This is a genomic window from Streptomyces sp. GESEQ-4 (genome assembly GCF_017948455.1).
Taxonomy (GTDB): domain Bacteria; phylum Actinomycetota; class Actinomycetes; order Streptomycetales; family Streptomycetaceae; genus Streptomyces.
In genome coordinates, this window is sequence record NZ_JAFFSU010000010.1 from 154,225 (window position 1) to 172,904 (window position 18,680).

The following is an 18,680-nucleotide window of genomic DNA, read 5'->3' on the forward strand; positions in this document are numbered from 1 at the left end:
CTACGGCCTGGCGCGTACTCGACGCCCGTCCGTCCACCGGCCGGTCCGGCGGCGAGGCGGTCTGTGCTGCTGAGTCCCGTTACGTCATGCTCTGGGGTCATGATCGGCAACTGGAGCGCATCGGCGGTCAAGGCCATCCGGATCCCGTCGGCCCCGATGACGTACACCCTGATCGCCGCCTGCTGTCTGCTCTTCCTGGCCGGCCCGGCGGCAGGGCTCAATCCTGGGTACGGCTCCGGCGACACGCTGCTCGCCGCCCAGCGGGACTACTTCCAGCGCTGGGGGGTGGTCCCCGCAGAACTGTTCGAGGGCTCCCCGCGGGCCGCCCTCACTCCGGCCACGGCCCTGTTCGTCCACGGCAGCTGGGTGCATCTGCTGGGCAACATGCTCTTCCTCTACGTCTTCGGAGCGATGACCGAGGAACGGATGGGCCGCATGCAGTTCACCCTCTTCTACGTCGGCTGCGGCTATCTGGCCCTGCTGGCCTATGCGGCTGCCAACGCCGACTCCGAGCAGTCCCTGGTCGGTGCGTCCGGGGCGATCTCGGCGGTCCTCGGTGCGTTCCTGTACCTGTTCCCCGGAGCCCGGGTGACCAGTCTCCTGCCGTTTCTCTTCTTCCTCCCGCTGCGCTTCCCGGCCTGGGTCGTCCTGCCCTTCTGGGCGGCACTGCAGTGGCTGGCGGCGGCCCGCGCCTCCCACGGCCCGAGCGTGGCGTACCTGGCCCATCTGACCGGCTTCGGCCTGGGTCTCTGTTACGCGTGGGCCCGTTTCGGCCGTACGACTAGAGTGAGGCGCACCGCAGCGACGCCCGCCCCCGAGGGAGAGAAACAGCCGTGATCACCGCGATCGTGCTCATCAAGACCAGCGTGGACCGGATCCCCGAGATCGCGGAGTCGATCGCTGCCCTGGACTCCGTCAGCGAGGTCTTCTCCGTCACCGGCACCTACGACCTGATCGCCATGGTCCGGGTGAAGGAGCACGAGGACCTGGCCGACGTCATCCCGGGCCGCATCAGCAAGATCCCCGGCGTGGAGGGCACCGACACGCACGTGGCGTTCCGGACGTACTCCCAGCACGACCTGGAGGCGGCGTTCGCGATCGGGCTCGACAACTGAGGGTCCCGCGCCTTCCAGGATGAAGAGTTCTTCATCCTGGACTCATCCGGGCCGCCGGGAGAAACACTCAGGATCGGGCCCATGGTCTTCTCCCGCCGGTTGGCGGCCCTCGCCGCCGTCGTGGTGATCCCCCTCGGTATCGCCGCGACCAGTTTCGCTCTCGCCGACAGCCCGCAGCCCCCGAAGGTCCCCTCCAAGGTGGAGCTGGACAGTGGCTCGCCCTCGGCCCCGCCCACCCGCCCCGAGCCGACCCCGAGCGACGCGGTGGTCTCGCGGCCCGAGGTGACCGACAGCCCCTCGGGGGACGACGATGACGACGACCGAGGCCAGGACGGATCGGACGGCGGACCCGGCGACGACGGGCCCGGCGACGGCTGACGGCCCGCCCCGCCGGGTCACCGCCCGAGTCCGCATCCTGCTGTGGCTGCTGTTCGTGATGGCGGTCGCGCTCGCCTCGGTGGCCACCACGACCCGCTCGATCCTGCTGCGTGACACCGACCACCGGATCAGCGGCCTGCTCACCCAGGAGGCGGGCGAGTTCACCAACTTCGAGGAACGCGGCGTCGCCCCGGAGACGGGCCGCCCCTTCACCGACCCCGCCCGGCTGCTCACGGTCTTCCTGGAGCGGCAGTACGTCGACCTGGACGAGGAGCTGATCGGCCTGGTCGGCCGGGCGGAGGGCGATCCGGCGCAGATCCGCCAGCCACGCGACATCCCGGTCGCCGTTCCCCTGCACAAGGACGCCGACGCCCGGCGCCGGATCTTCGACTCCCCCGACTCCAGCGGCACCCTGGACCGGCCCTCCGGCGCGATCCGCTGGGCCAAGGTCGCCGTCGCGCGGCACGGCAGCGCACCCGACGCGGCGTTCGTCGTCGCCTTCCACCCGGAGCGTGAACAGGCGCGCGCGGACGAGGTGTTCCGCATCCTGCTCGCCATCTCCGGGGTGGCGCTGCTGCTGACGACCGGCATCGGCTGGGTGGTCGCCGGACGGATCCTGAAGCCGGTACGGCTGGTGCGGACCGCCGCCGCACAGCTCACCGAACAGGACCTCACCCGCCGTATCCCGGTGCACGGCCACGACGACATCGCGGCCCTCGCCGAGACGTTCAACGCGATGCTCGACCGGCTGGAGCGCGCCTTCGCCGCCCAGCGCGAGTTCGTCGACGACGCCGGCCACGAGCTGCGCACCCCGATCACCATCGTCCGGGGCCATCTGGAGCTGATGGGCGACGATCCGGCGGAGCGCGAGGAGACCATCCGGCTCGTCACCGACGAACTGGACCGGATGAGCCGGATCGTGGAGGACCTGCTGCTGCTCGCCAAGGCGGAGCGCCCCGACTTCGTCACCCCCGAGCCGGTCCAGCTCGCCGAACTCACCGCCGACGTCTACGTCAAGGCCCGCACCCTCGGCGACCGCGACTGGAAGCTCGCCGAAGTCGCCGACCGGGAGAGCGAGTTGGATGCCCAGCGGATCACCCAGGCCATGGTGCAGCTCGCGCAGAACGCCGTGCAGCACACCACACCCGGCCAGACCGTCCGCATCGGCTCCCGCGCCGAAGGGCAGCGCATCGAGCTGTACGTCGCCGACTCCGGGCCCGGCGTCCAGCCACAGGACGTCGAGGTGATCTTCGATCGCTTCCGGCGGGGCTCGGCCCGGCGCGGCGCCCGGGGTTCGGGCGCGGGGCTCGGCCTGTCGATCGTGCGGGCGATCGCGGAGGCGCACGGCGGCCGGATCCGCCTGCACGACACCGAGGGCGGCGGCGCCACCTTCGTACTCACCCTGGAAGAGGCACGCACGTGAACCGCATTCTCATCGTCGAGGACGAGGAGCGCATCGCCTCCTTCGTGCAGAAGGGCCTGCGCGCCAACGGCTTCACCACCACCGTCGTCGGAGACGGCGACGCGGGCTACGAGTACGCCCTGACCGGCAGCTTCGACCTGGTCGTCCTGGACATCGGCCTGCCCGGCCAGGACGGCTTCACCGTGCTGCGGCACCTGCGCGAGGCCCGGGTGACGGTCCCGGTGATCGTGCTCACCGCACGGGACTCGGTACGGGACACGGTGGCCGGTCTGGAGGGCGGCGCCGACGACTGGATGACCAAGCCGTTCCGCTTCGAGGAACTCCTCGCCCGGGTGCGCCTCAGGCTGCGTACGGCGGCCCGCGCGCCGGAGGTGACGGTGCTCAGGTCCGGCACGCTGAGCCTGGACCTGCGGACCCGCAGGGCACGGGCCGGGGAACGCACGGTCGACCTGACTGCCCGTGAGTTCGTCCTGCTGGAACTCTTCCTGCGCCATCCGGGCCAGGTGCTCTCCCGCGAGCAGATCCTGTCGCACGTGTGGGGCTACGACTTCGACCCGGGCTCCAACATCGTGGACGTGTATGTGCGGACGCTGCGCAGGAAGCTGGGGGCCGAGCGGCTGGAGACGGTCCGTGGCATGGGGTACCGGCTGCCCGCGTGAAGTTCCCTTCATCCACGGCTCATCGCAGACTCACGGCCCGGGTGAACTCTCGATGACGTGACCCTGAACCTCCGCCTCACCACCGCCCTGTGCGTGGCGCTGTCCCTGTGCGCACTGCTCGCGGTCCCGGGCAACTTCCCCGGCCTCGGCGGGGAGGCACGGCTGACCCTCGTCGTGTTCGCGCTGGCGACATGCGCCTGGATCGGTACGCCGATCGACGACACGTACATCGCGCTGGGCGCCGGACTCGCTCTGACGGTCACCGGGGTGATCAGCAGCGACACCCTGTTCGGCACCCTCGGCGACTCCACGGTGTGGCTGCTGATCTGTGCCTTCGTGCTGGCGGCGGCGGTGGCCCGGACCGGGCTCGCCGGGCGGGCGGCGGCGTTCCTGGTGGGCGGGGCCCGCACGGTACGGCAGCTGGTGCATCTGACGACGGCCGCGCTGGTGGTCACGGCGTTCGCGGTACCGGCGACCTCGGGCCGGGCGGCGCTCGCGCTCCCGGTCTTCCTGGCCCTCGCCAAGGCGCTCGCCGACCGGAAACGACTGGTCGTGATGCTGGCGCTGCTGTTCCCGACCGTGATCCTTCTGTCGGCGGTGGCGACACTGATCGGGGCGGGCGCACATCTGATCACCGTGTCGGTGCTGTGGGAGGCGGCCGGCGAGCGGATCGGGTTCACCGAGTGGCTGCTGCTGGGGCTGCCGCTGGCCGTGGCCTCCTCCCACCTGGCCGCGGAGGCCGTCCTGCTGACGACCACCCGCCGCACGGACCGCCGGGGCCCCGTGCACATCACCGCCGAGGAGATCCAGCGGCACACGGACACCCCGGTCACCGGTCCCTGGACACAGGCCGAGACGCGGTGCGCGCTGCTGCTCGGCACAGTCGTGCTGCTGTGGTGCTGTGAGCCGCTGCACCGGGTGCCGCCCGCGGTCGTCGCGCTGATCGGCGCGATCGTGGCGGCCTCGCCCGCGCTGGGCACCGTACGCCTGAAGGACGCCCTGAAGACGGTGCCGTGGTCACTGCTGCTGTTCATGGCGGCGACCATGGCGATGGGCGTCGCGCTCGCCGACTCGGGCGCGGCGAAGTGGCTGGTCTCGGGGCTGCCCGCGGGGGTCACCCCGACCGTCTTCCTGGCGGTCGTGATCGCGGTCAGCACGGCCGCGCACCTGGTACTCCAGTCACGCTCGGCCCGCTCGTCGGTGCTGGTCCCGCTGGTCGTGGCGGCCTCCGTCGGCGCCGGGGTCAACCCGGTCGCCGCCGCGCTGGCGTCCACCGCCGCCGCGGGCTTCTGCCACACGCTCCCGGCCTCGGCCAAGCCGGTCACGCTCTTCGCGGAGATCCCCGGCACCCCCACCTACACACCCCGCGACCTGCTACGTCTGTCCGCCGTCCTGGCACCGCTGACGGCGACGCTCGTCCTGCTCTTCGCCGTCGCGGTATGGCCGCTGCTCGGCGTCCCGCTCACCCGCTAGGCGCTCCGCTGTGGAAGTGCCGCGATGTGCCGTCGGTCCGCTGCAGCGCCGTCGTGGCTGGCCGCGCAGTTCCCCGCGCCCCTTCGGGGCGCTGCCGAACCGAAGCCGACTTCACCCGACCTGCCAGGAGATCCCATGCTGACCCGAGTCGTCGTAGCGCCCAGCGGTTTCAAGGAGTCCCTGTCCGCCCAGGCCGCCGCCGACGCCATCGGGGACGGTGTCCGCCGGGTCCTCCCGGACGCCGACCTCGACCTCATCCCCCTGGTGGACGGCGGCGAGGGCACCGCGGCCGCGTTGGCCGCCGCGACCGGGGGGCGGCTCGTCGCGCTGCCCGCCACGGGGCCGGTGGGCGAAACCCTCGGCACCCACTTCGCGCTGCTCGGCTCCGGGGACACGGCGGTCGTGGAGATGGCCGCGGTGGCCGGCCTCTCCCTCGTCCCCGGCGCCCTGCGCGACCCGGGCGCCACCACGACGTACGGCGTCGGCGAGCTGATCCGCGCCGCGCTCGACACCGGCGTACGGCGGATCCTGGTCGGCTGCGGCGACTCGGGCACGTCGGACGGGGGTGCGGGCGCGCTGCAGGCGCTCGGGGCCCGGCTGCTGGACGCGGACGGGTTCGAACTCCCCCACGGTGGCCGTGAGTTGAGCCACCTGCACCGGATCGACGGAGCCGGCCTCGACCCCCGTCTGCGACAGGCCGAGCTGCTCGTCGCCTGCAACCCGTACAACGTGCTGTGCGGAGAGCGGGGCGTGGCCCGTGTCTTCGGGCCGCAGAAGGGGGCGACGCCCGCGCAGGTGGAGGAGTTGTCGGCCGGCCTGGAGAACTGGGCCGAGGTCCTCACCCGCGACCTGGCCGTCACCGGCACCGACCTGTACGGCGGTCCCGGCACCGGCGCCTCCGGTGGCCTGGGCGCCGGTCTCGCCGCACTCGGCGCCCGTCTGCTGCCCCGCTTCGACGTCCTGCTCGACCACCTCGACCTGGACGCCCGGCTGGCCCGCGCCGACCTGGTGGTCACCGCCGAGGGCGCCCTGGACCACCAGACGCCGCGCGGGAAGGTCCCCGCCGAGGTGGCACGGCGGGCCAAGCTGCACGGACGCCCGGTGCTCGCGCTGGCGGGCACCCTCGGGGAGGGCGCGCACGACGTGCCGGGCGTGGACGCGTGCAGCGGGATCCTGCCGGCGCCGATGGCCCTGGCCGAGGCGCTGTTCCGGGCGAGCGAACTCCTCACGGACGCCACGGAACGCGCGCTGAGGATGATCCTGCTGGGCGCCCGGCTACCCGTTCACGCGGAGGTGTCGGGAACGCAACGCCCGTCCTCCGTACGGTAGTTCCACTGGGCACCGTCCCGAACGAGCTCCTTGACGGCCGTCACGAAACGCTCGACATGCTCGTCCGGCGTGCCCGCGCCGAAGCTCACGCGGATGGCGTTGAGGGACTTCTCGCCGGGCGCGGCCTCGGGGGCGCCGCACTCGCCCTGGGTCTGCGGGTCGCTGCCGAGCAGGGTGCGGACCAGCGGGTGGGCGCAGAACAGGCCGTCGCGGACGCCGATGCCGTACTCGGCGGAGAGGGCGGCGGCGAAGTGCGAGCTGTTCCAGCCGTCGACGACGAAGGAGATGACGCCGACGCGGGGGGCGTCATCGCCGAAGAGGGAGAGGACGCGCACTGCCGGGACCTCGGCGAGGCCTTCCCTGACCCGCGCGATCAGGTGCTGCTCACGGGCCACCAGGGTGTCGAGGCCCGCCTCCGTCAGGGCCTTGCAGGCGGAGGCGATGGAGTAGGCGCCGATGACGTTCGGGGAGCCCGCCTCGTGCCGGGCGGCCGTGTCGTGCCACTCCACGTCCACTCCCCCGTCCGTGCGCCGGGTGACCTTCCGGCTGGCGCCGCCGCCCGCGAGATACGGCTCGGCCGCACGCAGCCAGTCCGCGCGGCCGGCCAGGACGCCGGAGCCGAAGGGGGCGTACAGCTTGTGCCCGGAGAACGCGACCCAGTCGACGTCGAGGTCCTGGACGGAGACCGGGTGGTGCGGGGCCAGCTGGGCGGCGTCCAGGACGATCCGTGCGCCGTGCGCGTGCGCCACCGCGGCCAGCTCTCGTACGGGCCACAGCTCGCCGGTGACGTTCGAGGCGCCGGTGACACAGACCAGGGCCGGGTCGCGCGGGTCCCGGTCGGCGAGGGCGCGCTCCAGGGTCTCGACGGCCTGGCGTGGGGTGCGGGGTGCGTTGAGGTAGCTGACGTGGGCGTCCTGCCAGGGCAGCAGGGAGGCGTGGTGCTCGGTCTCGAAGACGAAGACCTGGCAGCCGGCGGGGAGCGCGGCGGCGAGCAGGTTGAGCGAGTCGGTGGTGGAGCGGGTGAAGACCAGCTGGTCGTCGGCGCGGCAGTCGAGGAACTCGGCCACCGTGGCGCGGGCGTTCTCGAAGAGGTCGGTGGACAGCTGGGAGAGGTAGCCGGCGCCGCGGTGCACGCTGCCGTAGTACGGCGCGTACGCCGCCACGTCGTCCCAGACGCGCTGGAGGGCGGGGGCGCTGGCCGCGTAGTCGAGCGCGGCGTAGGTGACCTCGCCGCCGGTGACGAGCGGGACGGTGACATCCCGGCCGAGAACGGGCAGCGGGGCACAAACGGATCGGTCGAGGGCAGCGGTGGCGACAGACATGACGGAACTCCCGTGAGGGGTGGGCGAGAAGAGAAGAAGGGTGTGCGGAGGCGGGGCTCGGCGGCCCTATCGCATTCGCTTGCTCACGGAAGACTCCCTCGATCGACCCAGGACCCCTGGTGTATCGCGAGGGGTCCGCGCTTGCCGTGAGCCTTGCTGCTCACGGCCTGGTCTTCACCCGGGGCACCCCGCCACGGACGGAGGGTTGCCGGACAGTCGGCCGGGGCCTCATGACTGTCACTCATGACCTGGGCAGGAAAGTACGTCAAATGATCGACGTCCCGCAACCCGTGTCCGGATCGCGGGACGTCTCCTTACGCTGCGCGCTACTTGTTGCTCGCGGCCACCCAGCGCTCCAGCGTCAGCTTCGCCGCCCCGGAGTCGATCGACTCCGCCGCCCTCGCCATCCCGGTGCGGATCTGCTCGGCGAGCGGAGCCCCGGTCGGATCCAGCGCCACCAGCGCCGCCGCCGAGTTCAGCAGTACGGCGTCCCGCACCGGGCCCGTCTCGCCGTCCAGCAGGCGCCGGGCGACCTCGGCGTTGAAGGACGCGTCGGCGCCGCGGAGGGCCTGCACCGGCACCAGTTCGAGGCCGACGTCCCGCGGGTCGAAGGACTCCTCGGTGACCTTGCCGTCGCGGACGATCCAGACCCGGGAGGTGGCCGTGGTGGTCAGTTCGTCCAGGCCGTCGTCGCCGCGGAACACCAGGGACGAGTTGCCGCGCTCGGCGAAGACTCCGGCCACGATCGGCGCCATGCGGAGGTCCGCGACGCCGACGGCCTGCGCCCTCACCTTGGCCGGGTTGGTCAGCGGGCCCAGGAAGTTGAACGTCGTCCGGATCCCCAACTGGCCGCGCGCCGCCGCCACATGACGCAGCGCCGGGTGGAACTTCACCGCGAAGCAGAAGGTGATCCCGGCCTCCTCGGCGACCTCGGCGACCCGCTGCGGCGTCAGCTGCAGATTGACGCCCAGCTTCTCCAGGACGTCCGAGGCCCCGGACGCCGACGACGCGGCCCGGTTGCCGTGCTTGACGACCTTCGCGCCGGTGCCGGCGACGACGATCGAGGACATGGTGGAGATGTTCACCGTCTTGGCGCCGTCACCGCCCGTGCCGACGATGTCGACCGTGTGCCCCGGCACCTCGATCACGTTCGCGTGCTCGTACATCGTCCGGACGAGCCCGGCGATCTCCTCCACGGTCTCGCCCTTGGCCCGCAGCGCCACCGCGAACCCGGCGATCTGCGCGTCGGTCGCCTCCCCGCGCATGATCCGGTCCATCGCCCACGCCGTGTCATCGGCGCTCTGGTCACGCCCCTCCAGCAGCCCGTTCAACACCTCGGGCCAGGAACGGCCCGCCGCGGTGTCGCCTCCAGCGGGGGTCACAGCGCTCATAAGGCCGCTCCTGAGAATCGTAGAAGAGTGTGCACCCACCCTATCCAGCCCAGGGCACGACGAAGGGCCCCCGTCCGAACACCGGACGGGGGCCCTTCAGCGCCCCGAAGGGGCGCGGGGAACTGCGCGACCAGCCCCCACGCCGCCGCGGCCGACAAACCGACCGACACAGCCCGGCACCAGCGGAGCGTCAGTGGTGGCCGTGACCGCTGGTGATCTCCTTGTACTCCTCGACCGACGGCTTGGGAATCTGCGCTTCCTCGCCGTAGTACGCCTTGCTGAGCTTCGCGCGCAGCTTCTCGGAGCCCTTCACCTTGCGCTGGACCCCGTTGTCGTCGACCGTCGGGCCGATCTCGGCCGGCTCGTACTGCTCGTGCGCGGTGAGGGTGTACAGCGCGTCCTGGCTGAGCGGCTCGTGCACCTCGATGAACTCACCGTGCGGCAGGCGCTTGATGATGCCCGACTCGCGGCCGTGCAGCACCTTCTCCCTGTCCCGGCGCTGGAGGCCGAGGCAGATCCGCTTGGTGATCACGAACGCGAGCACCGGGGCGACGAAGAAGCCGATCCGGACGAACCAGGTGATGGCGTTGATCGACAGATGGAAGTGGGTGGCCCAGAGGTCGTTTCCACCACCGATCAGCAGCACCATGTACCAGGTGATCCACGCGACGCCGAAGGCCGTACGGGTCGGCGCGTTGCGCGGGCGGTCCAGGATGTGGTGCTCGCGCTTGTCGCCGGTGACCCAGGACTCGATGAACGGGTAGACCGCGATGGCGACCAGCACCAGCGGGAAGATGATCAGCGGGATGAACACGCCCAGGACGAGCGTGTGCCCCCAGAAGTTGATCTCCCAGCCCGGCATCACACGGATCAGACCCTCGGAGAAGCCCATGTACCAGTCGGGCTGGGCGCCGGTGGAGACCTGATCCGGTCGGTAGGGGCCCAGGGCCCAGATCGGGTTGATCGTGGCGACCGCCGAGACGACCGCGATGACACCGAAGACCAGGAAGAAGAAGCCTCCGGCCTTGGCCATGTAGACCGGCAGCAGCGGCATGCCGACGACGTTCTTGTTGGTGCGGCCGGGGCCCGCGAACTGCGTGTGCTTGTGGTAGAAGACCAGGATCAGATGGCCGACCACCAGGCCGAGCATGATGCCCGGCAGCAGCAGGATGTGGATCGAGTAGAAGCGGGCCACGAAGTCGCCGCCCGGGAACTCCCCGCCGAAGAGGAAGAACGACAGATACGTGCCGACGATCGGCACGGACAGGATCGCGCCCTCCATGAAGCGGACACCGGTGCCGGAGAGCAGGTCGTCCGGGAGCGAGTAGCCGGTGAAGCCGGTGAACATGCCCAGGACGAACAGCAGGAAGCCGAACAGCCAGTTGATCTCACGCGGCTTGCGGAACGCGCCCGTGAAGAACACGCGCATCATGTGCACGAACATGCCGGCCAGGAAGATCAGCGCCGCCCAGTGGTGGATCTGCCGGATGAGCAGACCACCGCGCACATCGAAGGAGATGTGCAGGGTCGAGGCGAACGCCTCACTCATCAGCTGGCCCTGCATCGGGACGTAACTGCCGTGGTACTCCACCTCGTTCATCGACGGGTGGAAGAACAGCGTCAGATACACACCCGTGAGGATGATGATGATGAAGCTGTACAGGCAGATCTCACCCAGCATGAACGACCAGTGGTCGGGAAAGATCTTGCGCATGTTGGTCTTGGCGAGGGAGTAGATCCCCAGCCGGCCGTCGGCCCAGTCGGCTACGCGCTCGCCGCCCGGTGCCTTCCCGCGGTCGCGGGACTCTTTGTTGGCTGCAGTACTCATCCGCGCTCCCAGAATGCCGGACCGACGGGCTCTTCGAAGTCGCCGAGCGCCTCGAGGTAGCCCTCGTCGTTCACGCCGATCTGCAACTGCGGCAGGGCGTGACCGGCGGGACCGAAGATCACTCGGGCACCGTCGGAGAGGTCGAAGGTGGACTGGTGGCAAGGGCAGAGCACGTGGTGCGTCTGCTGCTCGTACAGGGAGATCGGGCAACCGACGTGGGTGCAGATCTTCGAGTACGCCACGATGCCCTCGTGGGACCACTCCAGCTCGCGCTTGTCCTTGATGTCGCCCGGCTGGATCCGGACGATCATCAGGGCGTCCTTGGCGATGTTGACCTGGAAGTCGTGGTCGTGCTCCTCCAGGCCCTCGGGCTTGGCGAAGGTGAGCGAGCCGACCGCGACGTCGGAGGGACGCAGCGGCTCATTGGTGTTCATGTTGACGAGCAGCTTGCCCCGGCGCCAGCTGGTGTGGCGGAGCTTGGTCTCGGGCAGCGGGCCGAGGTCGCGCAGCAGGACGATGCCGGAGAGCGGGACGAGGGCCAGCGCGCCGAACATCGTGTTGCGGATCAGCTTGCGGCGGCCCAGCGCGGACTCCTTGGCGCCCTGCTTGAAGTCGGCCATGACCTTGGCCTTGAGCTCGGGCTCCGCCTCGATCGGGTGGCGCTCGTCGACCATCTCCTCGTCCGACATCAGCGTGCGGGCCCAGTGGACCGCGCCGGCGCCGATGGCGAACAGGGCGATGCCGAGCGTCATGCCCAGCGCGAAGTTCAGCCCGCTGATGTGGCCCAGCGGGAAGATGTAGACCGACTTGTCGACGGGGATCGCCACATACGCGGCGATGAATCCGACGGTCGCCAGCATCGACACCGTGAACAGCATGGCCACCGTGCGCTCGGACCGCTTGGCGGCCCGCTCGTCGATGTCCTGCACCCGGTGCTCGTGGGGCGGTAGGCCCGGATCCGCGAAGGGGTCCTTGTCGTCCGCGACGCCTACGGCGCCGTGCGTGTCCTGCTCAGCGGGCAGGTTCTCTTCTGGAATGTCTTGGCTACTCATGACTTCTTGGCCTTTGCGGTCCGAGCGGCGACCCAGACGGCGACCGCGATCAGTGCGCCGAGTCCGAAGACCCACGAGAACAGACCCTCGCTGACCGGACCCAGTCCGCCCAGCTCGAGGCCGCCGGGGCTCTCGGTGTCGTCGCTGTTGACCGCGTCGAGGTACGCGATGATGTCCTTCTTGTTCTGCTCCGACAGGATGGTGTCGGGGAACGAAGGCATGTTCTGCGGGCCGGTCTGCATGGCCTCGTAGATGTGCTTCGGGGAGACGCCCTCGAGGTCGGGTGCGAATTTGCCGTGCGTGAGCGCGCCGCCCTTGCCGGTGAAGTTGTGGCACTGCGCGCAGTTGGTGCGGAACAGCTCACCGCCCTTGGCGATGTCGGCGTCCTCGGGGTTGTACTGCCGCTCGGTGGGGACGGACGGGCCGGCACCCAGCGAGGAGATGTACGCCGCGAGCTGGTCGATCTCGGCCTGCGAGTAGATGTTCTTCTTCTCGGGGACCTGCGCGCCCGGCTGCTGGGCCGGCATACGGCCGGTGCCCACCTGGAAGTCGACGGCCGCGGCGCCCACGCCCACCAGGCTCGGACCGTCGGTGGTGCCCTGACCGCCGGTGCCGTGGCAGCTGGCGCAGCCGACGGCGTAGAGCTTCTTGCCCTCGTCGATGGCGAGGGACTGGGCTGTTTCATCGGCCTGTGCCTTGTCCGCGGGTGCGAACACGGCGTACAGCCCCCCGGTGCATGCCAGCGCGAGGAGTAGAACGACGACCGCGGCCAGCGGATGGCGTCGTCGTGCGGAGAGCTTTTTCACGGATTACCCCGGTGTCAGGATCTTCTGCGTCGATGCTTCTGGAAAACGGTGCGGGACCGCGGCCCCGGCTACTTGATCATGTAGATCGTGGCGAAGAGGCCGATCCAGACGACATCGACGAAGTGCCAGTAGTAGGACACGACGATGGCGGCGGTCGCCTGCTCGTGAGTGAACCGTCTGGCCGCGTAGGTGCGGCCGAGGACGAACAGGAAGGCGATGAGGCCACCCGTCACGTGCAGGCCGTGGAAGCCGGTGGTCAGGTAGAACACCGAGCCGTACGGGTCGGACGAGAGCGAGAGGCCCTCGTGCTTGACCAGCTCCGTGTACTCGAAGACCTGACCGCCGATGAACACCGCGCCCATGACGAAGGTGACGATGAACCACATCCGGAGCTTCTTCACATCACCGCGCTCGGCGGCGAACACGCCGAGCTGACAGGTGAGGGAGGAGAGCACCAGGATCGTGGTGTTGGCCGCCGAGAACGGGAAGTTCAGGCTGGACGCCATCTCCTTCCAGTGAGTCGGCCCGGTCACCGATCGCAGGGTGAAGTACATCGCGAAGAGGGCCGCGAAGAACATCAGCTCGGAACTCAGCCAGATGATGGTTCCGACGCTGGTGAGGTTCGGTCGATTGACCGACGGGTGCGCGTGACCCTTGTCTACTGTCGTTGCTGTCGCCACGACCGACATTATGTCGGTCGCTTATCCCGCCCTCACTCCGGGGGTGCCGTTCGGAGTGTCTCTCCCGCCCGTACCGGTGTTGACGTGGTGTTGAAGGGAGTAGCATCCGGCCCAACGGGCCTGATCCTTACGACGCTGATGTCACGGAGGAACCATGCAGCCGACCGCCACGGTGCTGGTCTACAGCGACGACTCCAACACCCGCGAGCAGGTGCGGTTGGCCTCCGGCCGGCGGCCGGCTCCCGATGTGCCCCTGGTCGAGTTCCTGGAGTGCGCCACGCCTGCGGCGGTGATCGCCGAGTTGGACAAGGGGGGCATCGACGTCTGTGTGCTGGACGGTGAGGCCGTGCCGATGGGGGGCATGGGGCTCTGCCGTCAGATCAAGGACGAGGTGTTCAACTGCCCGCCCGTGCTGGTGCTGATGGGGCGGCCGCAGGATGCGTGGCTGGCTACGTGGAGCCGGGCGGAGGCGGCGGTGACGTTGCCGGTGGACCCGGTGGAGTTCGCCGCGGCGCTGGCTTCTCTGCTGCGGGACAACAAGGCGCTGAGCGCATGACAGGGCGCCTCACACCGCCGTCGGCCTGAGCCTTGCCGCGTCTTCCGGGGTCGGGCCCTCCGGGTTGCCCTTGATGAGGGCGCTGCCCTTGCGCCAGTGCTTCCACTGGAGGTTCCAGTCGCCGAAGCCGTTGCCGAAGGGTTCCATGGTGTGGCCGTAGGAGTTGACGACCTCGACGAGGTCGCCCTCGCGGACGTTCTCGTAGAACCAGGCGGCGTTGCCGGTGCTCATGCCGGTGCAGCCGTGGCTGACGTTGGCATAGCCCTGGGAGCCGACGGACCAGGGGGCGGCGTGCACGTACTCGCCGCTCCAGGTGACGCGGGTGGCCCAGTAGACGGGCAGGTCGTACGACTCCGAGGAGCCCTCGGCGATACCGATGCTGGTGCCGCGCATGCGTACGAAGTACTCCTTGCCGATTACGACCTTGACGCCGTTGCGGGTCTCGAAGCCGGGCTTGCCGGTGGTGACGGGGATCTGGTTGATCGCCTCGCCGTTCTTGTAGACCGTCATGGAGTGGGCCGAGGCGTCCGTGACGGCGACGACCTTGTCGCCGGTGGTGAGTTTCAGCGGCTTCGTCGCGCCGCCCCAGAGCCGGTCGCTGATCTTTATGCCCTCCAGGGTGCTGCGGACCCGGATGGTGGCGTGGGTGGGCCAGTACTCCTTGGGCCGGTAGTGGAGTTTCTGGTCGTCCACCCAGTGCCAAGCGCCCTCCGCAGCGGGCCTGGACTCGACCTTGAGCGCCCGTTCGATGATGGCGCGCTGGGCCTTGAGCTTGATGGGCTGGTCGAGTTCGGCCGTGATGGGCTGGCCGACGCCGTACGTGCCCGCCCGCGGCCCGAACTCCACCTTCAGGCGCTTCTTGGTGAGTGGCTTGCCGGTGTCGAAGCTGAGGACCTTGCGGCCGGGCGCCCCGTCCTCGTCCTCCGTGCTCACGCGGACGGTGTAGTGGGCGTTGGCGGCCAGCGGTGAGGTGCTGTGCCAGCGGGAGCCGTCGGCGGAGAGCTCGCCGGCCACGAACCTGCCTCTGCCGTCCCGGGCCGTGACATCCGTGATACGCCCTTCGGAGCCCTCGGCGACGACCTCCAGGGGCTTGTCCGGGTCGGCCTTCTTCCCGCCCTCGGAGGAGCCGTTGAAGGCGATCTGGTCCGCCGCGTCGTACGGTGCGGCGGACAGTGGGTTGCCGTCGCTGCCGCAGCCGGTGACGCCCGCGCCGAGGGCCATCACCAGCAGCGTGCAGCCGACCGCGGTGCGGGTGGTGCGGGGTGAGTCGTTCATGGCTTCACGCTAGGAAGCCTCGTCAACGGTGGCGCGCTGGGTGACCCGTACGGGGGAACGCGATTGCGGCAAACGGAGGAGCCCGGACCCTCCTTGACGGAGTGTCCGGGCCCCGGAGCGCTCGGTGTGTGTTACTGGGTGCGGTTCTCACCGCGGTAGTACTCGAAGACCCAGCCCCACAGGCCCACCAGGATCAGCGGCGCCGAGAAGTACATCAGCCACCAGCCGATCGCGATCGACAGGAAGGCGAGCGCGCCGCCGACCGCGAGGGAGAGCGGCTGCCAGCTGTGCGGGCTGAAGAACCCGACCTCGCCGGCGTCGTCCGCGACGTCCGCCTCCTTGTTGTCCTGGGCGCCCACGTCGACCCGCTTGGCGGTGAAGCCCAGGTAGAAGCCGATCATGATGCTCAGGCCGAAGGCCAGGAAGAGGGCCGTGGTACCGGCCGGCTCCTTCGACCACACGCCATAGACGATCGCCATGGCGAGCATGAAGACGCTCAGCCACATGAACATCTTGCCCTGGATCTTCACTTGCCGGCCTCCTTGCCGCCCGCGAGAGCCTTCTCACCGTGAGGCGCGTTCTCGAGCTGGTCGAGAGCGGCGATCTCGGGGTGATGCAGGTCGAAGGCCGGGGATTCGCTGCGGATCCGCGGCAGGGTGAGGAAGTTGTGCCGCGGCGGCGGGCAGGATGTCGCCCACTCCAGCGAACGGCCGTAGCCCCACGGGTCGTCGACCTCGACGGGCTTGCCGTACTTGGCGGTCTTCCACACGTTGTAGAAGAACGGCAGGATCGACAGGCCGAGCACGAACGAGCTGATCGTCGAGATCGTGTTCAGGGCCGTGAAGCCGTCGGCCGCGAGATAGTCCGCGTACCGACGCGGCATGCCCTCCGCGCCCAGCCAGTGCTGGACCAGGAAGGTGCCGTGGAAGCCGACGAACAGCGTCCAGAAGGTGATCTTGCCGAGGCGCTCGTCGAGCATCTTGCCGGTGAACTTCGGCCACCAGAAGTGGAAGCCGGCGAACATCGCGAAGACGACGGTGCCGAAGACGACGTAGTGGAAGTGCGCCACCACGAAGTACGAGTCCGAGACGTGGAAGTCCATCGGCGGCGAGGCCAGGATGACACCGGTCAGACCACCGAAGGTGAAGGTGATCAGGAACCCGACCGCCCAGAGCATCGGTGTCTCGAAGGACAAGGAGCCCTTCCACATCGTTCCGATCCAGTTGAAGAACTTCACGCCTGTCGGTACGGCGATGAGGAACGTCATGAAGGAGAAGAACGGAAGCAGTACACCGCCTGTGACATACATGTGGTGGGCCCACACCGTCACGGACAGACCCGCGATCGCGATGGTCGCGCCGATCAGACCCATGTAGCCGAACATCGGCTTGCGGGAGAAGACCGGGATGACTTCGGAAATGATTCCGAAGAAGGGCAACGCGATGATGTACACCTCTGGATGGCCGAAGAACCAGAAGAGGTGTTGCCATAGCAAGGCCCCGCCATTGGCGGAGTCGAAGATATGTGCCCCGAATTTCCGATCCGCCTCCAGCGCGAACAGCGCGGCGGCGAGAACGGGGAAGGCGAGCAGGACCAGCACCGCGGTCAGCAGCACGTTCCACACGAAGATCGGCATGCGGAACATGGTCATGCCCGGGGCGCGCATGCAGATGATGGTGGTGATGAAGTTGACCGCACCGAGGATGGTGCCGAAGCCGGAGAAGGCCAGGCCCATGATCCACAGGTCGGCACCGATGCCCGGCGAGCGGACCGCGTCCGACAGCGGGGAGTAGGCGAACCAGCCGAAGTCGGCCGCGCCCTGCGGGGTGAGGAAACCGCCCACCGCGATCAGCGAGCCGAACAGGTACAGCCAGTAGGCGAACATGTTCAGCCGCGGGAACGCCACGTCGGGCGCGCCGATCTGCAGCGGCATGATCCAGTTCGTGAAGCCGGCGAACAGCGGCGTCGCGAACATCAGCAGCATGATCGTGCCGTGCATCGTGAACGCCTGGTTGAACTGCTCGTTCGACATGATCTGCAGGCCCGGACGGGCCAGCTCGGCGCGCATGAAGAGCGCCATCACGCCACCGATGCAGAAGAACGCGAACGACGTGACGAGGTAGAGCGTTCCGATCGTCTTATGGTCAGTGGTGGTGAGCCACTTGATCACGACGTTGCCGGGCTGCTTGCGCCTGACCGGCAGCTCGTCCGTGTAGTGGGACTCCGCTGCGGCGGCACCCTGGGGTTCGTTGAGGATGCTCACAGGTTGTTCGTCTCCCGGTTCTTCTCGTGGCTCGTCTGCGCGATGCCGGCGGGAACGTAACCGGTCTGCCCCTTCTTCGCGAGGTCCTTGAGGTGCTGCTCGTAGCGCTCCGGGGAGACGACCTTCACGTTGAACAGCATCCGGGAGTGGTCGACGCCGCACAGCTCGGCGCACTTGCCCAGGAAGGTGCCCTCCCTGTTGGGGGTCACCTGGAAGGAGTTGGTGTGGCCCGGGATGACGTCCTGCTTCATCAGGAACGGCACCACCCAGAAGGAGTGGATGACGTCACGCGAGGTGAGGACGAAGCGGACCGTCTTGCCCTTGGGCAGCCACAGGGTGGGGCCCGGGTTGCCGGTCTGCGGGTTCCGCGTGCCGGGCGTGCCGACGTCGTAGACACCGCCGGCGTTCGCCGGGAAGTCCTCCTTGAACCGGTCCGGGATCGCGGCCAGGTTCTTGTCGGTCTTCGCGTCTCCGGTGGAACCGTCGACGTTCTCGACGTAGTTGAACCCCCAGCTCCACTGGAAGCCGACGACGTTGACGGTGACGTCCGGCTTCTTCTTGAGGCTGAGGAGCTCGGACTCGTCGCGGGCCGTGAAGTAGAAGAGGACCGAGACGATGATGAGCGGGACCACCGTGTACAGCGCCTCGATCGGCATGTTGTACCGAGTCTGCGGAGGAACCTCGACCTTGGTGCGGCTGCGCCGGTGGAAGATGGTGCTCCACAGGATCAGGCCCCAGACCAGCACGCCGGTGGCGAGCGCGGCGGCCCACGATCCCTGCCACAGGGAGAGGATCCGCGGAGCCTCTTCGGTGGTGGGGGTGGGCATACCAAGGCGGGGGAAGTCCTCGTATGTGCAACCGGTTGCAGTCGCCAGGACCAAGCCCGCGGTCAGTGCCTGCAGCAGCTTCCGCCGCATCGGGCGCCGCGGCGTGGGGGTACCGCCCGCGCCCCCCAGGGCGTGGGGGAGGTCGGAGCCGTAGGGACTCACGTAGCGCCTTCCCGAGAGTCTCGCCCGCGCGTATTGGCTGCGGCCTTCTCGCTGGTCGGTCGCCGCCCTGCGTCGGGCAGGGGTTTGGATGTTTATGCGGACCAAACCCTAGCCGACTGTCTCCGACGGTTCGCGGGGAGG

At 69.2% G+C, this 18,680-nt stretch carries 18 protein-coding genes and 1 riboswitch; of the genes, 8 read left to right on the plus strand and 10 right to left on the minus strand.

The window, feature by feature from the left end:
• The first annotated feature begins 99 nt into the window (after nt 1–99).
• The 7 genes from KCH48_RS20925 (at nt 100) to KCH48_RS20955 (ending at nt 6,377) form a co-directional block, all read left to right on the plus strand.
• Nucleotides 100–837 carry a rhomboid family intramembrane serine protease gene (locus KCH48_RS20925; RefSeq protein WP_210576180.1) on the plus strand — a complete coding sequence of 246 codons (738 nt, stop codon included), beginning with the start codon at nt 100–102 and terminating at the stop codon, nt 835–837.
• Nucleotides 834–1,115, plus strand: a complete 282-nt coding sequence (locus KCH48_RS20930) for an Lrp/AsnC family transcriptional regulator (protein WP_210576181.1) — start codon at nt 834–836, stop codon at nt 1,113–1,115. The genes KCH48_RS20925 and KCH48_RS20930 overlap by 4 nt, the downstream gene beginning before the upstream one ends.
• 81 nt (nt 1,116–1,196) lie before the next feature.
• Nucleotides 1,197–1,493, plus strand: a complete 297-nt coding sequence (locus tag KCH48_RS20935) for a small secreted hydrophilic protein (protein ID WP_210576182.1) — start codon at nt 1,197–1,199, stop codon at nt 1,491–1,493.
• A complete protein-coding gene (locus KCH48_RS20940) occupies nt 1,426–2,916 on the plus strand; it encodes a HAMP domain-containing sensor histidine kinase (protein WP_210576183.1) in 1,491 nt (496 codons plus the stop codon). Before KCH48_RS20935 ends, KCH48_RS20940 begins: the two co-directional genes overlap by 68 nt.
• Nucleotides 2,913–3,575 (plus strand): response regulator transcription factor, encoded by a 663-nt coding sequence (locus KCH48_RS20945; RefSeq protein WP_210576184.1) that lies wholly within the window; start codon nt 2,913–2,915, stop codon nt 3,573–3,575. Before KCH48_RS20940 ends, KCH48_RS20945 begins: the two co-directional genes overlap by 4 nt.
• A 57-nt stretch (nt 3,576–3,632) precedes the next feature.
• Nucleotides 3,633–5,048 (plus strand): SLC13 family permease, encoded by a 1,416-nt coding sequence (locus KCH48_RS20950; protein ID WP_210576185.1) that lies wholly within the window; start codon nt 3,633–3,635, stop codon nt 5,046–5,048.
• Between the two features lie 135 nt (nt 5,049–5,183).
• Nucleotides 5,184–6,377: a glycerate kinase gene (locus tag KCH48_RS20955; RefSeq protein WP_210576186.1), complete on the plus strand. Its 1,194-nt coding sequence runs from the start codon at nt 5,184–5,186 to the stop codon at nt 6,375–6,377.
• Here KCH48_RS20955 and KCH48_RS20960 read toward each other — a convergent pair.
• The 6 genes from KCH48_RS20960 to KCH48_RS20985 all read right to left on the minus strand — a co-directional run bounded on the left by KCH48_RS20960 (nt 6,332) and on the right by KCH48_RS20985 (nt 13,465).
• Nucleotides 6,332–7,699, minus strand: a complete 1,368-nt coding sequence (locus KCH48_RS20960; protein WP_210576187.1) for an aminotransferase class V-fold PLP-dependent enzyme — start codon at nt 7,697–7,699, stop codon at nt 6,332–6,334. The genes KCH48_RS20955 and KCH48_RS20960 overlap by 46 nt on opposite strands.
• A 132-nt stretch (nt 7,700–7,831) precedes the next feature.
• A riboswitch (SAM riboswitch) is annotated at nt 7,832–7,948 on the minus strand.
• A gap of 77 nt (nt 7,949–8,025) precedes the next feature.
• On the minus strand, nt 8,026–9,090 hold the full coding sequence (gene trpD / locus KCH48_RS20965) for an anthranilate phosphoribosyltransferase (protein WP_210576188.1): 1,065 nt from the start codon (nt 9,088–9,090) through the stop codon (nt 8,026–8,028).
• A 190-nt stretch (nt 9,091–9,280) separates the two neighbouring features.
• Nucleotides 9,281–10,918, minus strand: a complete 1,638-nt coding sequence (locus KCH48_RS20970; protein WP_210576189.1) for a cytochrome bc complex cytochrome b subunit — start codon at nt 10,916–10,918, stop codon at nt 9,281–9,283.
• A complete protein-coding gene (locus KCH48_RS20975; protein ID WP_210576190.1) occupies nt 10,915–11,970 on the minus strand; it encodes a ubiquinol-cytochrome c reductase iron-sulfur subunit in 1,056 nt (351 codons plus the stop codon). The genes KCH48_RS20970 and KCH48_RS20975 overlap by 4 nt, the downstream gene beginning before the upstream one ends.
• Nucleotides 11,967–12,776, minus strand: a complete 810-nt coding sequence (locus tag KCH48_RS20980; protein WP_210576191.1) for a c-type cytochrome — start codon at nt 12,774–12,776, stop codon at nt 11,967–11,969. The genes KCH48_RS20975 and KCH48_RS20980 overlap by 4 nt, the downstream gene beginning before the upstream one ends.
• A gap of 68 nt (nt 12,777–12,844) precedes the next feature.
• Complete coding sequence (locus KCH48_RS20985; RefSeq protein WP_210576192.1) at nt 12,845–13,465, minus strand: heme-copper oxidase subunit III; 621 nt, start codon at nt 13,463–13,465, stop codon at nt 12,845–12,847.
• Between the two features lie 145 nt (nt 13,466–13,610).
• Here KCH48_RS20985 and KCH48_RS20990 point away from each other — a divergent pair, with 145 nt between their 5' ends.
• Nucleotides 13,611–14,012 carry a response regulator transcription factor gene (locus KCH48_RS20990; RefSeq protein ID WP_210576193.1) on the plus strand — a complete coding sequence of 134 codons (402 nt, stop codon included), beginning with the start codon at nt 13,611–13,613 and terminating at the stop codon, nt 14,010–14,012.
• A gap of 9 nt (nt 14,013–14,021) precedes the next feature.
• Here KCH48_RS20990 and KCH48_RS20995 read toward each other — a convergent pair whose 3' ends face one another.
• The 4 genes from KCH48_RS20995 to coxB all read right to left on the minus strand — a co-directional run bounded on the left by KCH48_RS20995 (nt 14,022) and on the right by coxB (nt 18,467).
• The gene (locus KCH48_RS20995; RefSeq protein WP_210576194.1) at nt 14,022–15,287 is read right to left on the minus strand and encodes an Ig-like domain-containing protein; all 1,266 of its coding nucleotides are present in this window, start codon (nt 15,285–15,287) and stop codon (nt 14,022–14,024) included.
• Nucleotides 15,288–15,418: 131 nt separating this feature from the next.
• Nucleotides 15,419–15,817 carry a cytochrome c oxidase subunit 4 gene (locus KCH48_RS21000; RefSeq protein WP_210576195.1) on the minus strand — a complete coding sequence of 133 codons (399 nt, stop codon included), beginning with the start codon at nt 15,815–15,817 and terminating at the stop codon, nt 15,419–15,421.
• The gene (gene ctaD / locus KCH48_RS21005; protein WP_210576196.1) at nt 15,814–17,550 is read right to left on the minus strand and encodes a cytochrome c oxidase subunit I; all 1,737 of its coding nucleotides are present in this window, start codon (nt 17,548–17,550) and stop codon (nt 15,814–15,816) included. Before ctaD ends, KCH48_RS21000 begins: the two co-directional genes overlap by 4 nt.
• Nucleotides 17,547–18,467, minus strand: a complete 921-nt coding sequence (coxB, locus tag KCH48_RS21010) for a cytochrome c oxidase subunit II (RefSeq protein ID WP_210576312.1) — start codon at nt 18,465–18,467, stop codon at nt 17,547–17,549. Before coxB ends, ctaD begins: the two co-directional genes overlap by 4 nt.
• Nucleotides 18,468–18,680 lie beyond the last annotated feature (213 nt).

Excerpts from the sequence above, each read along its gene's own strand:
- KCH48_RS20925 (WP_210576180.1), top strand. The coding sequence starts at position 100 with ATGATCGGCAACTGGAGCGCATCGGCGGTCAAGGCCATCCGGATCCCG.
- KCH48_RS20935 (WP_210576182.1), top strand. The coding sequence starts at position 1,197 with ATGGTCTTCTCCCGCCGGTTGGCGGCCCTCGCCGCCGTCGTGGTGATC.
- KCH48_RS20940 (WP_210576183.1), top strand. The coding sequence starts at position 1,426 with ATGACGACGACCGAGGCCAGGACGGATCGGACGGCGGACCCGGCGACG.
- KCH48_RS20955 (WP_210576186.1), top strand. The coding sequence starts at position 5,184 with ATGCTGACCCGAGTCGTCGTAGCGCCCAGCGGTTTCAAGGAGTCCCTG.
- KCH48_RS20960 (WP_210576187.1), bottom strand. The coding sequence starts at position 7,699 with ATGTCTGTCGCCACCGCTGCCCTCGACCGATCCGTTTGTGCCCCGCTG.
- trpD (WP_210576188.1), bottom strand. The coding sequence starts at position 9,090 with ATGAGCGCTGTGACCCCCGCTGGAGGCGACACCGCGGCGGGCCGTTCC.
- KCH48_RS20970 (WP_210576189.1), bottom strand. The coding sequence starts at position 10,918 with ATGAGTACTGCAGCCAACAAAGAGTCCCGCGACCGCGGGAAGGCACCG.
- KCH48_RS20975 (WP_210576190.1), bottom strand. The coding sequence starts at position 11,970 with ATGAGTAGCCAAGACATTCCAGAAGAGAACCTGCCCGCTGAGCAGGAC.
- KCH48_RS20985 (WP_210576192.1), bottom strand. The coding sequence starts at position 13,465 with ATGTCGGTCGTGGCGACAGCAACGACAGTAGACAAGGGTCACGCGCAC.
- KCH48_RS20990 (WP_210576193.1), top strand. The coding sequence starts at position 13,611 with ATGCAGCCGACCGCCACGGTGCTGGTCTACAGCGACGACTCCAACACC.
- KCH48_RS20995 (WP_210576194.1), bottom strand. The coding sequence starts at position 15,287 with ATGAACGACTCACCCCGCACCACCCGCACCGCGGTCGGCTGCACGCTG.
- coxB (WP_210576312.1), bottom strand. The coding sequence starts at position 18,467 with ATGCGGCGGAAGCTGCTGCAGGCACTGACCGCGGGCTTGGTCCTGGCG.